Raw genomic sequence first — 20,910 nt, 5'->3', positions numbered from 1 at the left:
ATCAAAAACCTAGATGATTTGCTATACTCTCATGCCGAGATAGTGATTAATACTGCAAAAGTGGAGTAACAACTTTGGAAGCGCGCGTAATTGGTCTGGAAAAATTAGGGAAGCACGACGTTGAGCTGGTCGGTGGGAAAAACTCATCACTAGGCGAAATGATCAGCCACTTATCAAATGCTGGTGTATCTGTGCCAGGTGGTTTCGCAACGACTGCCGATGCCTACCGTGAATTTCTCGAGCAAAGTGGCCTAAACGCTAAAATCAATGCAGAGCTTGCTGTACTCAATGTTGATGATGTGAATGCACTCGCTGAAACTGGCGCAAAAATTCGTCAATGGATTGTGGATACTCCACTTACGCCTGCATTAGAACAAGAAGTTCGTACAGCATTTGCAGAACTTTCTAACGGCAACCCTGACATCGCGGTTGCCGTTCGTTCTTCTGCAACTGCAGAAGATTTGCCGGATGCTTCTTTTGCTGGCCAGCAAGAAACTTTCTTGAATATTCGTGGTATCGATAACGTTCTGATCGCAATCAAAGAAGTGTTTGCATCTTTGTACAACGACCGCGCAATCTCATACCGTGTACACCAAAACTTTGCCCATGATGTAGTTGCCCTGTCTGCTGGTGTACAACGCATGGTTCGTTCAGAAACTGGCGCTGCAGGTGTGATGTTTACGCTAGATACTGAATCAGGCTTCCGTGATGCAGTATTCATTACTGCATCTTATGGTTTGGGTGAAATGGTCGTTCAAGGTGCAGTTAACCCGGACGAATTCTATATTTCTAAACCGCTTTTAAATGCAGGCCGACACGCGATCCTTCGTCGCAACCTGGGTTCTAAGCACCAGAAAATGATTTATGGTGAAGAAGCATCTGCAGGTAAATCTGTCGTTGTCGTGGATGTTGAAAAAGCTGAACGCCAACAGTTCGCTTTAAACGACCAAGAATTACAAGAACTTGCTAAACAAGCGCTGATCATTGAAAACCACTACGGTGCACCAATGGACATCGAGTGGGCAAAAGATGGCGATGATGGCAAGATTTACATCGTTCAGGCGCGTCCTGAAACTGTAAAAAGCCGTGAAAATGTCGGCACCATGGAACGCTACCTGTTGAAACAACGCGGTACTGTGATCTGTGAAGGCCGTTCAATCGGTCAACGCATTGGTTCTGGTAAAGTCCGCATTGTGACGTCTATTAAAGAAATGGACAAAGTACAAGACGGTGATGTTCTTGTATCTGATATGACTGACCCGGATTGGGAACCAGTCATGAAACGTGCAGCTGCGATTGTAACAAACCGTGGTGGTCGTACTTGTCACGCAGCAATTATTGCACGTGAGCTTGGTGTTCCTGCAATCGTGGGTTGTGGTAATGCAACTGAAGTTCTTGTAGACGGTCAGGAAGTGACTGTGTCTTGTGCTGAAGGTGATACTGGCTTTATCTATGAAGGCGCACTAGATTTTGAAATTCAAAAGAATTCAATTGAGTCTATGCCTGCTCTTCCATTTAAAGTAATGATGAACGTGGGTAACCCGGATCGTGCATTTGACTTTGCTCAAATTCCAAACGCAGGTATTGGTCTGGCGCGTCTTGAATTCATTATTAACCGTATGATTGGTGTTCACCCGAAAGCATTAATCAATATTGACAGCCTTCCACGTGAAACACGTGCAGCAGTCATGGCGCGTACTGCAGGTTATGCATCTCCAATTGAATTCTATGTAGAGAAACTGGTTGAAGGTATCTCGACACTTGCTGCTGCATTTGCAGACAAGCCAGTCATTGTTCGTATGTCAGACTTCAAGTCTAACGAATATGCAAACTTGATCGGTGGTAAGTTATACGAGCCAGAAGAAGAAAACCCGATGCTAGGTTTCCGTGGTGCAAGTCGCTACGTTTCTGATAACTTTCGTGATTGCTTCGAACTTGAATGTCGTGCATTGAAAAAGGCACGTGATGAAATGGGTTTAACCAATATCCAGATCATGATTCCATTTGTTCGTACTGTTGCTGAAGCGAAACGTGTAATTGAACTTCTTGCATTAAATGGTCTTAAGCGCGGTGAAAACGGCCTTAAAGTGATCATGATGTGTGAACTTCCAACCAATGCTTTATTGGCAGATCAGTTCCTTGAACATTTCGATGGTTTCTCTATTGGTTCAAACGACTTGACACAATTAACGCTTGGTCTTGACCGTGACTCGGGTATTGTCTCTCACCTATTTGATGAGCGCGACCCTGCAGTTAAGGCGTTGCTTTCTCTTGCAATTCAAGCATGTCGTAAAGCTGGCAAATATGTCGGTATTTGTGGTCAAGGTCCTTCTGATCATCCAGATCTTGCACAATGGTTAATGGAACAAGGTATCGACTCTGTGTCTTTAAACCCAGACTCGGTACTTGAAACTTGGTTCTTCCTGGCTGAAGAAAAAGTGCAAAAAGCATAAGCAATTGTGAATAAAAAAGACCCTTTGATAGGGTCTTTTTTATGAGATAGATATTATGATTTATTGTTTGAAAATTGATAACTAAAGACCCAATCACAAGCTAAACAATTGAATTTATAAATATAATTAAATCAACGCTTATCAACACATAAAGACTGTAATGACAAACAAATACCAACAGTAAAGTCATATCAAAATGGCAATAATAATAAATAACCATCGAATGTTCAGGAAGATATTTTTAAGAATGCAGATCCTTGCAATTTTGTATGGGCTCATTTTTAATGACAAATATGATTGAAAATCCTCAATTAATCTATATCTTACGATGAGAGGATGTTTGTTTTCAAAACAGAATTCAATACAATCTTGATCAAAGCTATTATCAGTTCACATTTATATATTGAGATTCAGTCTATATGCAGATTTACTTGGCCCGAAACAATCAACAAGCTGGTCCATATACGCTCGAGCAATTGAATCAGATGCTGGCGAATCAACAAGTCATGCTGACTGACCTGGCATGGCATCAAGGCATGACCGAGTGGAAAGCCTTAGGTGAACTTACCCAAGGAAAATCGGTATATCAACCCGAAGGTTATGTCGCTCCAGCAGTCACACCTGAAACGCCGGTATTCCAGAATAGCCAACCAACGACTTCGGCCTACTCACAGCCTCATACTCAAACAGCAACTCAAAAAAATGAACTTGCCAGTATTCCAAGCCGTATCCTGGCCAAAATTGTAGACGTATTACTGTGGCTACCAGCAACCTTCATTTTGACTGCTTTTTTTACGCCTGAACAGGAAACCCGGTTTGCTCAACTGAATGAAGAATTCATGAATGTTGTGCTGAGTAGCGATGCAGATCCTGCAATGGCTCAGCAATTACAGACTCAAATGTTTGAGATGTTTTCTCAGCAGGCGTGGCTTGCCACAGCGGTCTATTTGATTATCATGCTGGCCATTCAAGCCTTTCTGATTGCCAAATCAGGCCAAAGTATTGGTAAAAAGCTCACGAAAATCAAAATTGTAGATGTAGAATCAGGTGAAAAGACCAGCCTGTTGCGCGCCTTTACTATTCGTAGCGTATTTTTCATATTTTTAAATATTGTATTTATGCCACTGAGTTTAATTATTGACTGGGCCTTCGGATTGGGCAAAAAACGTCAAACCTTGCACGATAAACTCGCAAAAACGCAAGTTGTGAAACAATAGTGCAGGAATACACAAAATGGGATGAATATCATCCCATTTTGATTACAGAACTTTGAAATTGAAATAAAATTCCCATAAATCCTCCCCAATCCAGACCAGCAAAATCGGTTTTTATTACAGGCATTTAAAGCGCCCTAGATATAGCTTAGTTCGTGAATCTCAGGCATAATGCCCTACAACGTAGCGGTGTATTGTGATTAATAGGATGTTTTGTAAAATTCAGCCTTTTTTGTCATGTGCACTTTAATCGCTATCCCATATTAAATTAGGGAATGGGACTCTTCACCGAGGTTGTAAAATGAGACAAACGATTTTAGCTGTATTGTCTTTATCTGCGATGACTGCACTCTTGACCGGGTGTGGTGGTGATATGGTACTTCTGAACTCTAAAGGTCCAGTTGCAGCAGGTCAAAGTAACCTGATGATGACTGCGATTTACTTAATGCTTTTGGTGGTTATTCCATCAATCATCATGGCATTATGGTTCGGTTGGAAATATCGTGCATCGAATAAAGACGCAGACTATAAACCTACATGGGCACACTCTACTGCGATTGAAATTGTGGTATGGGGTATCCCTGTCATTATTATTGGTATTTTAGCTTGGTTAACTTGGTGGGGTTCCCACAAGTATGACCCATACCGTCCAATTGAAGCAGATAAAGCACCTTTAACTGTTCAGGTTATTGCTGAGCAATTTAAATGGATCTTCATCTATCCTGAGCAAGGCATTGCAACTGTTAACGAATTACGTTTCCCAGAGCAAACTCCGGTAAGCCTTCGTTTAACCTCTAACTTCACGATGAACTCGTTCTTCATCCCGGCGTTAAGTGGTCAGATTTATGCAATGGCAGGTATGCAAACTCACCTTAACTTCTTAGCTGATGAAACTAGTCCAGCTGAAGGTTATCGTGGTTTCTCTTCAAACTATTCAGGCTATGGCTTCTCACAAATGCGCTTCCGTGCACATTCTGTGACTGATGCTCAATTCGCTGAATGGATTTCTGCTGTTCAGGCAGGAAACGGTACTTCAGTTAACCCTAATGCAGTACAAAAAACTGTTCTAGACCAAGCTGAATTTGCAACTTTACGTGACGGCAACCGTGGTAAACACCAGATCGAAGCGATTATTGCAAAAGCTGAAACTCTTGAAGAGAAGGCTGCTGCTGAAGCAATGAAGCCTTACCCTACTAAGCCACATCCTGTGACTTACTACTCTTCTGTAGAGCAAGGTTTGTTTGAATCTGTGATTCACAAGTATATGAGTAACTATCACGGTGCTGATCATTCAGCTCCTGTAGAAGCTGCAGCGACTGATGCTGTTGCTCACGAAGCGGCTGCTTCTGAAGCTCATGTAGCTGGTGAACATGCGACTGCTTCTCAAGGAGAATAAGACATGAGCTTCTTAGGTAAGTTAGGTCCAGATGCAATTCCTTACGATCCAATCGTATTGGCAACTGTTGCAATGATGATCCTGGGTGGTATCGCAGTTTTTGCTGGTATTACCTACTTCAAAAAATGGGGCTACCTGTGGAACGAATGGTTCACATCTGTAGACCATAAAAAAATTGGTATCATGTATATCTTCGTATCTGTGATCATGCTTTTGCGTGGTTTCGCCGATGCGATCATGATGCGTCTTCAGCAGTTCCTTGCAAAAGGTGGCGGCGAAGGTTATCTACACCCTGAGCATTACGACCAGATCTTTACCGCGCATGGCGTGATCATGATCTTCTTCGTGGCAATGGGTCTTGTAGTTGGTTTAATGAACATCTCTGTACCGCTTCAAATCGGTGCACGTGACGTTGCATTCCCATTATTAAACTCTTTAAGCTTCTGGTTATTCGCCGGCGCTGCGGGTCTGATGATGGTTTCACTTGCGTTAGGTGAGTTCGCTGCAACAGGTTGGATGGCATACCCTCCACTGTCTGGTATCGAATATTCTCCAGGCGTAGGTATGGACTACTACATCTGGGCACTGCAAATTTCAGGTCTAGGTACGCTATTAACGGGTGTTAACTTCTTCGTTACCATCATCAAAATGCGTGCGCCTGGCATGAAACTTATGGAAATGCCAATCTTTACCTGGACATCTTTATGTACAGCAGTATTGATTATTGCGGCTTTCCCGGTGTTGACTGCAACAATCGCAATGTTAACGCTTGACCGTTACTTCGGTTTCCACTTCTTCACCAATGATTTGGGCGGTAGTCCAATGTTGTACGTGAACTTGATTTGGACTTGGGGTCACCCAGAAGTATACATTCTGATCTTACCAGCATTTGGTATTTACTCAGAAGTTGTTGCGACTTTCTCGCGCAAAGCATTGTTCGGTTACAAATCAATGGTGTATGCAACAGTAGCAATCACAGTATTGTCATTCGTTGTATGGGTTCACCACTTCTTTACCATGGGTGCAGGTGCCAACGTTAACGCGTTCTTCGGTATCATGACCATGATTATTGCGATTCCTACAGGTGTGAAGATCTTCTCTTGGTTGTTCACCATGTACAAGGGTCGTATTGTTTTCACCACTCCAATGCTATGGACACTAGGCTTCCTGGTAACTTTCGGTATCGGTGGTTTAACAGGTGTATTGATGGCAGTTCCACCAGCGGACTTCCTGGTACACAACTCTTTATTCCTGATTGCTCACTTCCATAACGTAATTATTGGTGGTGTGGTATTCGGTATGTTCGCAGGTATCATCTTCTACTGGCCGAAAATGTTCGGTTGGAGACTGAATGAGACTTGGGGTAAAGCAGCGTTCTGGTTCTGGTTCTTCGGTTTCTATTTTGCATTCATGCCACTTTATATCCTTGGTTTCATGGGTATGACACGTCGTTTGAATACATTTGACAACCCAGAATGGGACCCGTATGTAGATATCGCGATGTTTGGTGCGGTTCTAGTTGCACTGGGTATTCTATGTTTCATCATGCAAATCGTGGTTGGTTTCCTACAACGTGACCAACGTCTAGATTTGACTGGCGATCCATGGGATGGTCGTACCCTTGAATGGGCGACATCTTCTCCTGCTCCGTTCTATAACTTTGCTCATCTTCCAAAGATCAATGGTATTGATACTTTCTGGATCGAGAAAGAAAATGGTGTTGCGTATGCAAAACCAACGAAGTACGAAGATATCCACATGCCGACTAACCGTGCTGCCGGTTTCGTTATCGCGATGTTCATCACTGTTATGGGCTTCGGTTTAATCTGGCACATCTGGTGGTTAGTAGTTGTTACGTTCATTGCTTCTATCATTAGCTTCATCGTGTCTTCTTTCACCAAGAAAGTGGATTACTATGTTCCAGCTGCTGAAGTTGAGCGTATTGAAAACGAACGCTATGCGATTCTTGAAAAACACTTGAAGAAGGACTAAGACAATGGCTGAAGTACTTCATCACGATAACCACGGACACGATGAGCATCATCATCACGATGATACTGACATCACCGTCTTTGGTTTCTGGACTTACTTGATGAGTGACCTTGTCCTGTTCGGCACACTCTTCATTGCGTTCGCTGTTTTGAGTAGCCACATTCCTGTGGGTACTCCAAGTGCGAGAGACCTGTTTGGCGACTCTTTAGGTTTCGTTCTTACTGAAACCTTCGCCCTCTTGATCTCTTCTGTAACCTTTGGTTTTGCAGTTCTTGCTGCATACAAAAAAGACGTTGCAAAAGTACTGACTTGGTTAGCGATTACTTGGGTATTCGGTGCTATCTTCATCGGCATGGAACTATATGAGTTCAATCACCTAGTTCATGCGGGTCACGGTCCAAGCACAAGTGCGTTCTTATCTGCGTTCTTTACTTTGGTAGGTACGCACGGTATTCACGTAACTTCTGGTCTGGTCTGGATGATCGTGCTTATGGTTCAAATCAAGAAATATGGTTTGACTCTTGCAAACACGCGTCGTCTAGCTTGCCTAAGCTTGTTCTGGCACTTCCTTGACATCGTTTGGATCTGTGTATTCAGCGTAGTTTACTTGATGGGAGTTCTGTAATGAGTCACGATCATAACGCTGCTGGCGAATCACACGGTAACGTTAAGCAATATACTGTTGGCTTCATCCTTTCTGTCATTCTTACCGTAATTCCATTCGGTATGGTGATGGCAGGCGGTTTTGGCCGTGGTATCTTGATTACTGTCATCGCGATTACTGCGGTTGCTCAGATTCTTGTGCAGTTAATTTACTTCCTGCATATGAACTCTTCTTCAGAGCAACGCTGGAACGTGATTGCATTCGTGTATACCATCTTAACTATCGCTATTCTTTTAGTGGGTTCTGTATGGATCATGAATTACCTACACTACAACATGATGATCTAAACTGGTCGTCATGCTGAAAAAGTATTTATTCCTGACTAAGCCAGGAATTCTCTTCGGTAACTTTGTTACCACTTTGGGTGGCTACTTCGTAGCCACTCAAGGTTCTGTAGATTTCCTTCTCCTGCTTATTACCCTTCTCGGTACTACGCTTGTCGTAGCATCAGGATGTGTGGTCAACAACATGATTGACCAGGACATCGACCAAAAAATGCAGCGCACTCAAAATCGTGCTCTGGTCACCAAAACCATTTCCGAACCTGTTGCCCTGGCCTTTGCTCTGGTATTAGGCATCGTTGGTTTTAGTCTTTTATGGTTCTGGGTAAATGCGTACGCTTTCTTATTCGCGGTGATTGGTTTTGTCGTATATGTTGGTTTCTACAGCCTATGGACAAAACGAACCACAATTCATCAAACTGTTGTAGGCAGTATTTCTGGTGCAGCTCCGCCTGTCATTGGTTATACCGCAGTGGCCAATCAATTTGACCTCGGTGCGTTACTGATCTTTTTAGGTTATGCGCTATGGCAAATGCCTCACTCATGGGCGATTGCGATTTATCGCTTTGATGATTACAAAAATGCAGGCATTCCGATCTTGCCTGTGGCACGTTCGATTCATCGTACCAAGATTGAATCACTGGTTTATGTGGTGTTATTCACGCTGACCATGAATGCGTTATTTGTCTTTGGTTATGCCAACTGGTTCTATGCAGTGATTTTAAACTTACTGTGCATTTACTGGTTGTATATCGGTGTCATTGGATTTAAAGCTGAAAATGATCAACTTTGGGCAAAGAAATATTTCTTGTTCTCGGTGATCCTGATTACTGTCATTAGTATTATCTTTAGCTTTACCTCAACTGCGCCATCTACACAGATTGTATTTTTTTAAAAAGATAGAGTTAGTCTCTATCTTTTTTTATTTTGATTTCTCTTAATCCCCTACTTCCAATAGTTGTAGAGCAGAATCAAAAATTCGGCTTTATAAAGCTAAACCTCGATCTTCCTGATTGCTTAGAAAATTCAATCTTTCTGGTTCCAGACTCCGATCCTTCAGTTTTCTAGATTTTCTGGCCTGATAAGTAAAGCTTGATCTTCGCAACAATACATGTGCTGAATTTAACCAGTCCAAATTTGCTTAAAGCCAAAGTCAGGTTCTGATGATCGATCTGGTTATAGAGATAATTTCGCAAAAATGTCTTATTTGGTTGAAATTATCCCTAAAGATCACTACAATTCCCCCTTCGCAAACACTGCGACACAACTTTGGTTGTGACTCCTTGCTTCAATTTACTTAAATTGGGGCTGTCCAAACCGTAAGGAGCTGACAATGCGTCATTACGAAATCGTACTTTTAGTACACCCTGATCAAAGCGATCAAGTAGTTGGTATGGTAGAACGCTACCTAACTCACATCAAAGAAGCTGAAGGTCAAATCCACCGTCTTGAAGACTGGGGCCGTCGTCAATTGGCTTACCCAATCAACAAGATCCACAAAGCTCACTACATTCTTATGAATGTTGAGTGTGGTCAAACTACTCTTGATGAGCTTGAAGAATTGTTCCGTTATAACGACGCAATCATTCGTAGCCTTATCATCCGTCGTGAAAACGCTATCACTGAAGAGTCATTATTGGCGAAAAGTGCTGAAGAAAAACGTGCGCGTAAAGCTCAACGTGAAGAAGCACAACACGCTCAAGACTCTGCTGAAGCTTAAGGAGAACATAACATGGCACGTTTTTACCGTCGTCGCAAGTTCTGCCGCTTTACAGCTGAGAACGTTACGTACATCGACTACAAAGATATCGACACTTTAAAACAGTACATCACTGAAAACGGCAAAATTGTTCCTAGCCGTATTACAGGTACTAAAGCTCGTTACCAACGTCAATTAGCGTTAGCTATCAAACAAGCTCGCTACTTGTCTTTGATCCCTTACACTGACAATCATAAGTGAGGTTGAGCTGTGGATATTATCTTATTACAACGCATTAAAAACCTAGGTAAACTAGGCGATAAAGTTTCAGTTAAAGCTGGTTACGGCCGTAACTTCCTTATCCCTCAAGGTAAGGCTGTTGCTGCAACTGAAGCAAACACTGCTGCTTTTGAAGCTCGTCGTGCTGAACTTGAGAAAGAAGAAGCTGCTATCTTGGCTGCTGCTCAAGCACGTGCTGACCAATTGAACGAAGTGAACATCGTTATCACTGCGAAAGCTGGTGATGAAGGTAAACTATTCGGTTCTATCGGTACTCGTGACATCGCTGACGCGTTGACAAATGCTGGTCTAGAAGTAGACCGTGCTGAAGTACGTCTTCCAAATGGCGCGCTTCGTCACACTGGCGAATTTAACATCGCAATCCAATTGCACCATGATGTTACTGCAGAAGTTCTAGTTACTATCGTAGCTGAGTAATTTCTCGCCTCAAAAAGAGCATGCGAAAGCATGCTCTTTTTTTATCTCTAAAAAATATAATCTAGCCAACACTGTCAAATTCATTTTATTATTCGTGTTTACAAAAAATTGCACTTCGCATTTTTGATCAGAGCGCGTATCATTTCATCTCGTAGTGAATAAACGCTATTCATCTCCGACGATATTTAACTATTGTATTTAAAATCAGGGATTTATATGTCACAGGCGAATGCCAGCAAAAAGGTAGCTACTGCTAAACCGGAAATTGTTACTGAAAATAGCAATCTCAAGGAGTTCCGTACTCCACCTCACAATTTAGCAATTGAACAGGCTGTACTTGCTGCCCTTATGACTGTGGCTGAATCTTTTGAGCAGGTCGGTGATGTGCTGACCGAAAATGATTTTTATGCCACCCGACACAAATATATCTTCCGTGCCATTGAGCAGCTCTCTAAAGAAAACTCGCCTTATGATGCGGTTCTGGTGCATGACTGGCTCATCAAACAAAACTTGCTTGATGCAATTGGTGGCGAAGAATATCTGATGCAGCTGATGGCAGATTCGCCATCAAGTTTCTATAATCTGGAAACCTATGCAGGCAAAATTAAAGAATTCTCTACCCTGCGTAGCATGATTAAAGTCAGCTCCGAAATTTTACAAAATGCCTATGACACCAAAGGCCGCACAGTGAGTGAAATTCTGGATCTGGCTGAGACGAATATTTTCTCAATTGCTGAACAGCATAATAACAATGCCAAAGCGCAAGGCCCTAAGCCGATCAACTCGGTGGTCGCAGACGTATTTGATAAATTAAATGAACTGTCGCAAATGGAAGGCAGCATTACCGGTTTAACTACTGGTTTTGTGGAACTGGATAACAAAACTTCCGGCATGCAATCCGGTGACCTGATTATTGTCGCAGCGCGTCCTTCCATGGGTAAAACCACCTTTGCCATGAATCTGGTCGAAAGTGTTTTATTCAATAATAACCTGCCTGCTCTGGTCTATTCGATGGAGATGCCAGCCGACTCCATCGCCATGCGTTTGATTTCATCATTTGGTCGCGTGCATCAGGGACATTTACGTTCTGGTAAAATGGACAGTGATGAATGGTCAAAAGTCACCAGTACCATTGTGCATTTACAAGAAAAAAATCTGTATATCGATGATTCTTCTGCGCTACCACCAACAGAATTACGTGCCCGTGCGCGTCGTATTGCCAAAATGCATGGCGGAAAGCTGGGCTGTATCATGGTCGATTACTTGCAGCTGATGAAAGTACCCGGTATGGGCGATAACCGTGTCGGCGAGATCTCGGAAATCTCCCGAAGCTTAAAAGCTTTAGCGAAGGAAATGCAATGTCCGGTAATTGCCCTGTCACAGCTCAACCGATCGCTGGAAAACCGTCCAAACAAACGTCCGGTGATGTCCGACTTGCGTGAATCCGGTGCGATTGAGCAGGATGCCGACTTGATCATGTTTATTTACCGGGATGAGGTTTATAACAAGGAATCCAAGGAAGCTGGCACCGCCGAAATTATTATCGGTAAACAGCGTAACGGCCCGATTGGTACCGTACGTCTGGCATTCGAAGGTCAATATACCCGCTTTAGTAATCTCTCACCTGAGTTCTATGCTCAGTATGATGACGAAGAGTAATCAGGCTCTCGTCCTCACATTTCCATCGTCCCTCTAGGAGTAATTTAGGGTGCGTCAAGCTACAGTTTATATTGACACCGCTGCGCTGCAATATAATTTAAACCGTGTCAAACAACTTGCCCCAACCGCGAAAATTGTCAGCATGGTAAAAGCCAATGCTTATGGACACGGAGTTAAAGACTGCTTAGCAGCCTTAAGCGAAACCGATGCCTTTGGTGTCGCCTGCCTGCAAGAAGCCCTGGAAATTCGTGAATTAGGCTATCTACAGCCGATTACGCTTATCGAAGGTGTTTTTTCTGCAGATGAAATGCCAATCGTAATCGAACAGAATATTGAAGTTATTGTGCATCAACAGGCTCAAGTCGACTGGTTAATTGCACATAAAGATGCCTATATCGCCAAAGAACTTAAAGTCTGGGTCAAACTGAATAGCGGCATGAACCGATTAGGTTTCAAAATTGAAGCAATCAAAGACGTAATTCATACGCTAAAAGCTGAAGGCTTTACTTGTGTGCTTGCCATGCATTTTGCCAATGCCGATGCTGAGCATCCACTGAATGATGAACAAATCCGTCAATTCTTGGAAATTAAAAATGACTGCGCGCCAATTTTAGCTTCTTGCTGTAACTCGGCTGCAATCTATAAATATCCAGAATTGCATTTTGACTATGTCCGTCCCGGAATCATGCTCTATGGCGCGACGCCTTTTGCAGACCGTGATGTACATGACCTAGATTTAAAACCGGTCATGACGTTTACAGCTGAAATTATTGCCTTGAATGATATTCAAGCGGGTGAGCATGTCGGTTATGGTTCGACGTTCACCGTAGACCAAAACATGACTTTGGCCATTGTTTCAATTGGCTATGGTGACGGTTATCCTCGCGCTTTCCCTAAACAGAACTATGTCGCAATCAATGGTCAGCAAACTCGCGTGATTGGCCGGGTTGCCATGGATATGATTGCCATTGATGTGACAGGACTAGATGTGCAATTAGGTACAGAAGTCGAACTTTGGGGTAAAACCCGTCTATTGGATGATGTAGCGACAGCCAATGGCACGATTGGTTATGAACTATTATGCCGACTGAGCAATCGTCCACTACGCAAAGTAGTTTGATCTAATCTTAAGAGTTAAAAAAGCCCAACATCTGTTGGGCTTTTCTTTAGGCTGACTTTTGTTCTTCGCCCTGCTCTATGCATAATTGCATTAATAAGGCATCGACATGACTTTGCTGAAAGGCAAAAGGATTAAAGTCATCAAATCCCATTTCCCGACAGAATTGCTGGATCTGACTGCGTTTGGAAATATATTTCATGGACCAGTCCGGGAAACTTGGATATTCAATTTCCTTGGTCTCAAATAATTTAATATCCTGATGACGAGGATCTTTATTCAATCGCTCTACTAACAGACTTTTTAAAGTGGGACATTCACCTTCGAGACATTGAAAAAAATGACCATCTGCGAAATACAGTACACCCGTGACTTGATGCTGGTAATTAAAATCACGAGCTTCTTTCAGGATATTCGCCAAATCTTCGAGTAAGTCAGGTTTGGGAGAAGTACTTTTACTGGCGTAACAAAATTGGTACATGCGCTAACTCCTCTATTTTTATTATGCTGAACTGCATAGAAGTTAACACTGTACGCGAAAAACCTGAACCCGGATAGGTTTATTATAAGAAATACTCATTAGAGGGAACCGGAAGTTCTGCCAGTCCTTTTTTCAAGGTCTCTGACCATTGCCGGCTTATTGACGTGAAATACTCATCATCTTCAGCAATACGCTTGCCTCTTGGCATGATCAGGCTGTCTTTTTTATAGACCAGCACATCGAGGGGCATGCCAACCGATACATTGGAACGTAGGGTCGATGCAAATGAAATCAGGGAACAGCGCAAGGCTTCATCCAGTGGCATATCATAAGTCAGCGCACGATCCAGGATCGGCTTGCCATATTTACTTTCACCAATCTGGAAATACGGCGTATCACGTGTGGCACAGATAAAGTTCCCTTGCGGATAGACATGATAAAGCTGCATATCCTGATCTTTAAGCTGCCCACCGACCAGCAGATTACAATAGTAATTGCTTTGTTCCGAAATATCGCTCGTAACATTCGCAATCACTTTTTTCAACGTACTACCTACCAGCTCAGCGACATCAAACATGGTGTGCAGACTCAAGATATTGGGTTCCTGCTTCAGTTCGAGCTGATTTTTGATATGCCCAATTACGGCTTGTGTTGTTGCCAGATTTCCGGATGCCTGTATGACGATCATACGTTCCCCAGGAATACCAAAGGTATACAACTTTCGAAATACAGAAATGTGATCTACTCCGGCATTGGTCCGGGTATCACTAATAAAAAGCATACCTTGCTCTAAACGTAGTGCACAACAATACGTCATTCATTCGTCCTTATTAACATCCTAGCACTTGAACGATGGAATGCATGGATTCCACACCGCCCTTTTCTCTGACACCGCGTACCGGTGCCACATCCCAATAATCCCGTCCAATCGCCACATATACATGCGAACTTGGAGTAAACAACAGATTACTGACATCAAAACAATACCATGTCTGGTCTACAAACACCTCTGCCCAAGCGTGACTGGCCAGATGCGAAGCATTTTGTGCATATAAATAACCAGACACATAACGGGCAGGTAAACCTAGATATTTACACATGGCAATGAAAATATGACTATGGTCCTGACAGACGCCCTGTCTCGACTCAAAGGCATCTATTGCAGAGCCTTGCACTGAAGTACTGTTGGAAATATAAGGCACATGTTCCAGCAAGGCCTGCGCCAGTCCGATCAAATGCTGACGGGTTAATGCAGGAACATGACGCTGTGCAAAATCTTTCATTGCTGCATTACATTGTGTTGATTCGGTCGGCTGTAGAAAAAGATTGGGATTGATTGAATCATTCAGTCCACTCTGATGCGCAGGATTCAGTTCAACAATCCCTTGCGCCATGATAGTCAGGGAATAATAAGGCTCCCGCTGGCTACAGGTCATCCACAGATTATGAAATGCATCTTTCCGGATTTCTTTATTACCCGGCACACTAATATCCCAGGAATGCACCCGCTGATGCGCATTGCTCGAAGGCATCATTTTAATGTACTGAATACTGTTCCTCACCTCGGCCGTGTACATATAATGCGTTTGGTGATTCACCATCAATTTCATACATCTGCCTCAAACAGTTGATGAATATGGTCGCTAAACTGGTAAAACTGAATCCGGTTCGGTTCTGTACGCAACTGCTCCCAGTACTGTTCCAGATCATTCCAGCCCATCTCTACCAAAATTCTGACCACATAATCAATCTTGCAGAGTGTAGTACTGGTTTCTTCACCCAGACGTAACTGATGATCGAGCTGTTCGACACATTGCCCTAGACTAAAAAACAGAAAAATATCGGAAGATTCGGCTTCCAGAATATCTTCACATTCCGTCACCACTTCACAGATATAACCAGCATTTTTGTCTGCGGTTTTGATCAATTTCATCAGTTCCGCATAGCCTGAAGCAGACAGCACCCCGCGTAATTCCTGAATATTGTCTTTAGCTACTTTAAACTGCTGGCTAAAAGACGCCACTTGCGTAGGATCAAGTACCAGCTCATTTAGGGAACTGGCATCAAAGGCAGGCAAACAGAAAGCATGGGCATACGCTACTGCCGCTTCGTCTTCTAAAAATGGAAAGCGCGCACATAAAAAATGAGTGCGAGATAAATAACGCCCTAACCAAAAAATATGTTGTGCATTGCTATTCAGCAAAACCATGACATTTTCCTTCTTTGGAATCTTATGAATGTAAATTGTCGACTACCCAGGTATCTTTGATACCGCCACCTTGTGATGAATTCACCACCAGTGAACCGGGCTGCATCGCCACGCGTGTCAAGCCACCCTGTACGATTTCAGTACGATAAGGCGAACTCAATACAAACGGGCGTAAGTCGATATGACGTTCAGCAATACCAAAATTGGTCAAAGTCGGACTAACCGATAAGTCCAAAGTGGGCTGCGCAATATATAAATGCGGCGCAGCTAAAATTTTCTCCCTGAAAGTTTCAATTTGCTGTTTAGACGCTTGTGGTCCAATGAGCATGCCATAACCGCCCGAACCCTGCGCTTCTTTCACCACCAGCTGATCCAGATGAGCCACGACATAGTCTAATTCTTCAGAATTACGACATTGATAAGTCGGAACATTTTTTAGAATTGACTGCTCGCCCAAATAAAAACGAATCATTTTGTCGACATATGGATAAACCGATTTGTCATCTGCCACACCGGTTCCCGGTGCATTGGCAATCACAACATTATTTTGCAAATAAGCTGACATCAAGCCAGCGACACCCAAAGTGCTATCCGGTTTAAAGCATAAAGGATCAAGAAACGCATCATCGACCCGTCTATAAATAACATCGACTCGTTGGCGACCACGTATGGTTTTTACATAAACCTTCGAGTCATCAACAAAAAGGTCACGTGATGTTACCAATGGTACATCCATCTCCCTTGCAAGGAAGGCATGTTCATAGTAAGCGCTATTAAAACGTCCTGGGGTCAGCACCACGACAAATGGCTTGTCGACGTAGGCATTTTCGATCAGGATTTCTTTCAATAATTGTGGATATTGCTCGATTCCGGCAATCTTGGACTGCTCGAATACTTTTGGCATGAGTTTTTCACTGATCTTGCGGCATTCCAGCATATAAGACACGCCAGATGGCGTTCTGAGATTATCTTCTAAGACATAAAACTCGCCCTTGGAATCACGGATCACATCGATTCCACTAATCTGGCTATAAATCCCACCTTTCAAGCTATGTTGATACATATGCGGCTGATAGGCCTCATGAGTTAAAATCTGCAACTCAGGAATAATATTGGCTTTTAAAATGTCCTGTTGATGATAAATATCATGTAAGAATAAATTTAGCGCCCGTATCCGTTGTGCCGAGCCTAAAGCCACCATATTCCACTGCTTCCGGTCTATGACTCGCGGAATGATATCGTAGGGAATGGTGCGTTCTACGCCTTCTTCATCGCCATAAACGGTAAAGGTAATACCGTGATGTAAAAAATGTTCTTTTGCTACCTGATTCAGTGCATTGAGTTCATCCAGCGTATGTTGTGATAACCATTCTTCCAGTCTTTGACCTGCCTGACTGGACAGCACATGTTCATCCTGCATTTCATTAAAGAACTTTGAAGATAACTGCTGCAGTAAAAGTTGTGGGTTTGTTGTAGTAGATACCGCTGTAGTTTTAGTGTCTATAAAATTTTTTCCAATATTCTGGGAACTAAATTTATCAATTGTTTCAATCACATTTGTATCCTGATTTCCTTTAAGCATACAAACCCTCGTATTATCATCTATTATAATTAAATCAAAGCAATATCCATGCCATGACATCTGCATTTCAATTACCATTAATCTAATAAATGCCCAATGAACTCAATGCTATTTTCGACCAAGTTGTTTTAGAATTGTAGGACAAATGTTGCACAGAGGGACTTGCGAAAAAATGAGAGTTTTTTTATTGTGTTAAGCTAAGCCTAAATCCCCTCTTCTTTATTGCCAGCAAAATAAATTATGTCAGCACAAGAAAAAGAAACTTCAAACAGTCTGTATCGCCAATGGCAAATTTTGTCGCGTCTTTCTACCGGCAAATGGATGGGAACACGTGAATTACAGGAAATCCTGAATCGCGAAGGCATTGATATCAGTCTACGTACCATTCAGCGTGACCTGAATCAGATTGCGCAACGCTTTCCAATTGAAAGCAGTAAAACCACGCCGCAAGGCTGGCGTTGGCGTTCAGATGCGCCGCTGCAAAGTTTGCCGCATATGACCAGCTCGCAAGCGGTCACTTTCATGATGGTCGAAGAACATTTAAAACATCTGCTGCCACCGAGCCTGATCGAGGAAATGAATCCGTGGTTTGATCTGGCACGACGCAGTCTTTCTTCCCAGAACAATGTCCGGCAATGGATTAACCGCGTACGCATTGTTCCGGCCACCCAACCGCTGATTCCACCTGTGGTAGATAAGGCCGCGCAGCAAGCGGTGTATGAAGGCCTGTTACAGGACAAACAACTGGAATGTGTGTATCAGGGCCGTGGTCATAACAGCGAAGAAAAAACCTATATTCTCAATCCTCTGGCATTGGTACAAAAAGGGTCAATCATTTATCTGGTGTGTACCCGTCATGACAAATCGGATATCCAGACCTTTGCACTGCACCGCTTTAAATCGGCCGTCGTGCTGAATTCACGTGCCTTGCATCCGGTCAATTTCGATATTGATGATTATATTGATTCTGGTGCACTGGGCTTCCGGGTGGACTTCAACCATCCCACCGAAAATGTCACGCTTAAACTCAGCATGTCAGAGTCGGATGCGCATTACTTTGAGGAAAGCCAGCTCAGTAAAGACCAGAAAATTGAAAAAATGGAAGATGGCATGTCGCTGATCACTGCTACCGTGCCATTTACCTCTCAACTGGTCTGGTGGCTGCGTAGCTTTGGTAAAAAGATTAAACATATTGAACCGAGTATTGTGGCCAATGCAGTCGCTCAACTGGATGAGGAAAACCCTTAACTACACAGGCTTCATCCAGATTCTTTTAGGTATTCCAGAATAAAAAAATCCCCAAATTGGGGACTGGAGAATTATGCTTATATTTTTGTTCTTGTTGTGGTGATCTGCCGCTGTGCCAATCTGCTTTTCTTTGACACCCCGAAATGCAGCTTGAATGAAACATCAATATTTAAAAATGACTGAGACATGAGCAAGCCAGCTCAGCATCATTAAAGCGAATGGATTTTTTGGTCATGGTTTAAGACTCCTATGTAGTGAATAAACCGACTATAAAGTCATCCGCCTTACTTGTGAAATAAATAGAATGCATGTCTTTTGCAGATTTTTTCTATAGAACTTTTTCCGTAAAATTTATCTGTAATCGCTGCCGATTGATTGTCTGGCTTAATAGCATTTTCGGCAAGTTTATAAAATCGAATAACAATTCTCTGCTTGTATAAGATACCTCGCTCTGCACATCATAAAGCCCTATAGAAGTAGAAATAGGGACTTAATTTTACAATGGCTAACCCTGCTCAATTAGTACGTCACAAGCTGCTCAATACTTTCTTTTCCCGCCATTCGGTCTGGTTTGCCTGCATTCTGATTGCAGTGATTTTTACTACATTTCATATCGGTTATTCACCGCGTTATATCTATTATTTTATGCCGCAAACGTTAGTGAATACCCTATGGATCCTGAGCATTCTGCTGAGTTTGCTGGGTTTGTATGATGTACTACAAAATAAGCATTCCATTCTGAAAAATTATCCCATTATGGGACATTTCCGCTTTATCTTTGAGGAATTCCGTCCCGAGATTCGTCAGTATTTTATTGAAGCCGACCGGGACGCACTGCCTTTTTCCCGTATGCAGCGCAGTCTGGTGTATCAGCGGGCAAAAAATGAAAATTCTGATAAACCTTTCGGCTCGATCCTGAATGTCTATGAAGATAATTACCGTTTTGTTAGTCATTCCATCACGCCCTGCAAAGTTGCCGATCCGCAGACTTTTCGCATCCTGATTGGAAATGAGCAATGTACCCAGCCCTTTTCAGCTTCTATTTTAAATATTTCAGCCATGAGCTTTGGCAGCATGAGTGCCAATGCAATAAGAGCCCTTAATCTCGGCGCTAAAAAAGGTGATTTTTTCCATGATACAGGCGAAGGCAGTATCAGCCCCTACCATCTGGAATATGGTGGTGATCTGGTCTGGGAAATTGGCAGTGGTTATTTTGGCTGCCGTACTTTAGATGGGCAATTTGATCCGGAACGTTTTGCTGCACAAGCCAAATTACCCCAAGTGAAGATGATTGAAATCAAGCTTTCGCAAGGCGCAAAACCTGGCCACGGCGGTATTTTACCTAAAAGTAAAATTTCGGAAGAAATTGCCCAAATTCGAGGCATCAGCCGTGATCATGATTGTGTTTCACCTTCGAGTCATCCGGCATTTAGCACACCGATTGAAATGATGCATTTCATACAAAAATTACGTGAACTTTCCAACGGAAAACCGGTCGGATTTAAACTGTGTCTGGGTCAACCGTGGCAGTTTATGAGCATGGTCAAAGCTATGTTACATACCCAGATTTACCCAGATTTTATTGTGGTTGATGGCTCTGAAGGTGGAACGGGAGCTGCACCCATTGAATTAATTGACTATGTTGGTGCCCCATTAAGAGAAGGTTTACTGTTTGTACACAATACCCTGGTTGGTGCAGGATTGAGAGATAAGATCAAAATTGGTGCAAGTGGTAAAATTATTAGTGCATTCGATATTGCCAGTACGCTTGCCATTGGTGCGGATTGGGTGAACTCTGCCCGTGGTTTTATGTTTGCAGTAGGCTGTATTCAGGCACAAAGTTGTCATACCAACCAGTGCCCTGTCGGAGTCACCACCCAGGATAAAGATCGTCAGAAAGCTTTACATGTGCCGACCAAGGCAGAACGGGTGTTTCATTTCCATAAAAACACCTTGCATGCCCTATCTGAACTGATTGCTTCCGCAGGTTTAAAACACCCTTCAGCTATTAAGGCGCATCATCTGGCACAACGCGTGAATAATCACGAAATAAAGAACTTTGCGCAGATTCATTTCTGGCTGAAAGAAGGCGAATTATTGTCCTGTGAAAATAAAGATGAGGAGAACTTCTACTTCCGGATGTGGAATTTGGCCCAATTAGAAAAATTTTAATTTGATGCATTTAAAATCAAAAAAGG

Annotated in this window: 19 protein-coding genes; 14 read left to right on the top strand and 5 right to left on the bottom strand. The window is 42.8% G+C overall.

The features are described from left to right. The first annotated feature begins 74 nt into the window (after positions 1–74). From ppsA to alr, 12 genes are all read left to right on the top strand, one after another. Positions 75–2,453 (top strand): phosphoenolpyruvate synthase, encoded by a 2,379-nt coding sequence (gene ppsA, locus AC13CK_RS16230; RefSeq protein WP_425879827.1) that lies wholly within the window; start codon positions 75–77, stop codon positions 2,451–2,453. A gap of 419 nt (positions 2,454–2,872) precedes the next feature. Beyond that, on the top strand, positions 2,873–3,670 hold the full coding sequence (locus AC13CK_RS16225; RefSeq protein WP_004278783.1) for an RDD family protein: 798 nt from the start codon (positions 2,873–2,875) through the stop codon (positions 3,668–3,670). Between the two features lie 298 nt (positions 3,671–3,968). Then, positions 3,969–5,063: a ubiquinol oxidase subunit II gene (cyoA, locus tag AC13CK_RS16220; protein ID WP_482831309.1), complete on the top strand. Its 1,095-nt coding sequence runs from the start codon at positions 3,969–3,971 to the stop codon at positions 5,061–5,063. Between the two features lie 3 nt (positions 5,064–5,066). After that, complete coding sequence (gene cyoB / locus AC13CK_RS16215; RefSeq protein WP_004278785.1) at positions 5,067–7,055, top strand: cytochrome o ubiquinol oxidase subunit I; 1,989 nt, start codon at positions 5,067–5,069, stop codon at positions 7,053–7,055. A 4-nt stretch (positions 7,056–7,059) separates the two neighbouring features. Beyond that, on the top strand, positions 7,060–7,680 hold the full coding sequence (gene cyoC / locus AC13CK_RS16210; protein WP_004278786.1) for a cytochrome o ubiquinol oxidase subunit III: 621 nt from the start codon (positions 7,060–7,062) through the stop codon (positions 7,678–7,680). Then, positions 7,680–8,006 (top strand): cytochrome o ubiquinol oxidase subunit IV, encoded by a 327-nt coding sequence (locus tag AC13CK_RS16205; RefSeq protein ID WP_004645410.1) that lies wholly within the window; start codon positions 7,680–7,682, stop codon positions 8,004–8,006. Before cyoC ends, AC13CK_RS16205 begins: the two co-directional genes overlap by 1 nt. Before the next feature lie 10 nt (positions 8,007–8,016). Beyond that, positions 8,017–8,895: a heme o synthase gene (gene cyoE / locus AC13CK_RS16200; RefSeq protein WP_425879828.1), complete on the top strand. Its 879-nt coding sequence runs from the start codon at positions 8,017–8,019 to the stop codon at positions 8,893–8,895. A gap of 438 nt (positions 8,896–9,333) precedes the next feature. Further along, positions 9,334–9,720 (top strand): 30S ribosomal protein S6, encoded by a 387-nt coding sequence (gene rpsF, locus AC13CK_RS16195; protein WP_004278789.1) that lies wholly within the window; start codon positions 9,334–9,336, stop codon positions 9,718–9,720. 12 nt (positions 9,721–9,732) lie between these two features. After that, positions 9,733–9,960, top strand: coding sequence for a 30S ribosomal protein S18 (rpsR, locus tag AC13CK_RS16190; RefSeq protein WP_004278792.1), 228 nt, complete (start codon positions 9,733–9,735; stop codon positions 9,958–9,960). Positions 9,961–9,969: 9 nt separating this feature from the next. After that, positions 9,970–10,416 carry a 50S ribosomal protein L9 gene (gene rplI / locus AC13CK_RS16185; protein ID WP_004278793.1) on the top strand — a complete coding sequence of 149 codons (447 nt, stop codon included), beginning with the start codon at positions 9,970–9,972 and terminating at the stop codon, positions 10,414–10,416. 216 nt (positions 10,417–10,632) lie between these two features. Further along, complete coding sequence (gene dnaB, locus AC13CK_RS16180; protein ID WP_005247269.1) at positions 10,633–12,075, top strand: replicative DNA helicase; 1,443 nt, start codon at positions 10,633–10,635, stop codon at positions 12,073–12,075. A 49-nt stretch (positions 12,076–12,124) separates the two neighbouring features. Further along, on the top strand, positions 12,125–13,195 hold the full coding sequence (gene alr / locus AC13CK_RS16175; RefSeq protein ID WP_425879829.1) for an alanine racemase: 1,071 nt from the start codon (positions 12,125–12,127) through the stop codon (positions 13,193–13,195). A gap of 46 nt (positions 13,196–13,241) precedes the next feature. On the opposite strand, the gene AC13CK_RS16170 is transcribed toward alr, so the two are convergent. The 5 genes from AC13CK_RS16170 to AC13CK_RS16150 all read right to left on the bottom strand — a co-directional run bounded on the left by AC13CK_RS16170 (position 13,242) and on the right by AC13CK_RS16150 (position 17,464). After that, positions 13,242–13,673 carry a BLUF domain-containing protein gene (locus AC13CK_RS16170; protein WP_005106614.1) on the bottom strand — a complete coding sequence of 144 codons (432 nt, stop codon included), beginning with the start codon at positions 13,671–13,673 and terminating at the stop codon, positions 13,242–13,244. Positions 13,674–13,755: 82 nt separating this feature from the next. Next, positions 13,756–14,490 (bottom strand): proteasome-type protease, encoded by a 735-nt coding sequence (locus tag AC13CK_RS16165; protein WP_005247272.1) that lies wholly within the window; start codon positions 14,488–14,490, stop codon positions 13,756–13,758. A gap of 13 nt (positions 14,491–14,503) precedes the next feature. After that, the gene (locus AC13CK_RS16160) at positions 14,504–15,283 is read right to left on the bottom strand and encodes a transglutaminase family protein (RefSeq protein ID WP_004278799.1); all 780 of its coding nucleotides are present in this window, start codon (positions 15,281–15,283) and stop codon (positions 14,504–14,506) included. Continuing rightward, entirely contained in the window at positions 15,280–15,882 is a 603-nt protein-coding gene (locus AC13CK_RS16155; protein WP_004278801.1) for an alpha-E domain-containing protein, read from the bottom strand. The genes AC13CK_RS16160 and AC13CK_RS16155 overlap by 4 nt, the downstream gene beginning before the upstream one ends. Positions 15,883–15,904: 22 nt before the next feature. Further along, positions 15,905–17,464, bottom strand: a complete 1,560-nt coding sequence (locus AC13CK_RS16150; protein ID WP_482831308.1) for a circularly permuted type 2 ATP-grasp protein — start codon at positions 17,462–17,464, stop codon at positions 15,905–15,907. 240 nt (positions 17,465–17,704) lie between these two features. Here AC13CK_RS16150 and AC13CK_RS16145 point away from each other — a divergent pair, with 240 nt between their 5' ends. Further along, positions 17,705–18,712 carry a helix-turn-helix transcriptional regulator gene (locus tag AC13CK_RS16145; RefSeq protein WP_004278803.1) on the top strand — a complete coding sequence of 336 codons (1,008 nt, stop codon included), beginning with the start codon at positions 17,705–17,707 and terminating at the stop codon, positions 18,710–18,712. Between the two features lie 501 nt (positions 18,713–19,213). After that, positions 19,214–20,884, top strand: a complete 1,671-nt coding sequence (locus AC13CK_RS16140; protein WP_004278804.1) for an FMN-binding glutamate synthase family protein — start codon at positions 19,214–19,216, stop codon at positions 20,882–20,884. Positions 20,885–20,910: the final 26 nt, after the last annotated feature.

The sequence above is a fragment of the Acinetobacter sp. L-24 genome, assembly GCF_056857555.1.
The sequence above is the reverse complement of the archived record's forward strand: the minus strand, read 5'-3'. Positions and strand labels throughout refer to the sequence as shown.

Bases quoted from the DNA above. Each gene is read 5' to 3' on its own strand.
- AC13CK_RS16205 (WP_004645410.1), top strand. From the start codon at position 7,680: ATGAGTCACGATCATAACGCTGCTGGCGAATCACACGGTAACGTTAAG.
- cyoB (WP_004278785.1), top strand. From the start codon at position 5,067: ATGAGCTTCTTAGGTAAGTTAGGTCCAGATGCAATTCCTTACGATCCA.
- AC13CK_RS16140 (WP_004278804.1), top strand. From the start codon at position 19,214: ATGGCTAACCCTGCTCAATTAGTACGTCACAAGCTGCTCAATACTTTC.
- AC13CK_RS16155 (WP_004278801.1), bottom strand. From the start codon at position 15,882: ATGGTTTTGCTGAATAGCAATGCACAACATATTTTTTGGTTAGGGCGT.
- AC13CK_RS16225 (WP_004278783.1), top strand. From the start codon at position 2,873: ATGCAGATTTACTTGGCCCGAAACAATCAACAAGCTGGTCCATATACG.
- cyoA (WP_482831309.1), top strand. From the start codon at position 3,969: ATGAGACAAACGATTTTAGCTGTATTGTCTTTATCTGCGATGACTGCA.
- rpsR (WP_004278792.1), top strand. From the start codon at position 9,733: ATGGCACGTTTTTACCGTCGTCGCAAGTTCTGCCGCTTTACAGCTGAG.
- rpsF (WP_004278789.1), top strand. From the start codon at position 9,334: ATGCGTCATTACGAAATCGTACTTTTAGTACACCCTGATCAAAGCGAT.
- dnaB (WP_005247269.1), top strand. From the start codon at position 10,633: ATGTCACAGGCGAATGCCAGCAAAAAGGTAGCTACTGCTAAACCGGAA.
- AC13CK_RS16165 (WP_005247272.1), bottom strand. From the start codon at position 14,490: ATGACGTATTGTTGTGCACTACGTTTAGAGCAAGGTATGCTTTTTATT.
- cyoC (WP_004278786.1), top strand. From the start codon at position 7,060: ATGGCTGAAGTACTTCATCACGATAACCACGGACACGATGAGCATCAT.
- AC13CK_RS16145 (WP_004278803.1), top strand. From the start codon at position 17,705: ATGTCAGCACAAGAAAAAGAAACTTCAAACAGTCTGTATCGCCAATGG.
- AC13CK_RS16170 (WP_005106614.1), bottom strand. From the start codon at position 13,673: ATGTACCAATTTTGTTACGCCAGTAAAAGTACTTCTCCCAAACCTGAC.
- AC13CK_RS16160 (WP_004278799.1), bottom strand. From the start codon at position 15,283: ATGAAATTGATGGTGAATCACCAAACGCATTATATGTACACGGCCGAG.
- AC13CK_RS16150 (WP_482831308.1), bottom strand. From the start codon at position 17,464: ATGCTTAAAGGAAATCAGGATACAAATGTGATTGAAACAATTGATAAA.
- cyoE (WP_425879828.1), top strand. From the start codon at position 8,017: ATGCTGAAAAAGTATTTATTCCTGACTAAGCCAGGAATTCTCTTCGGT.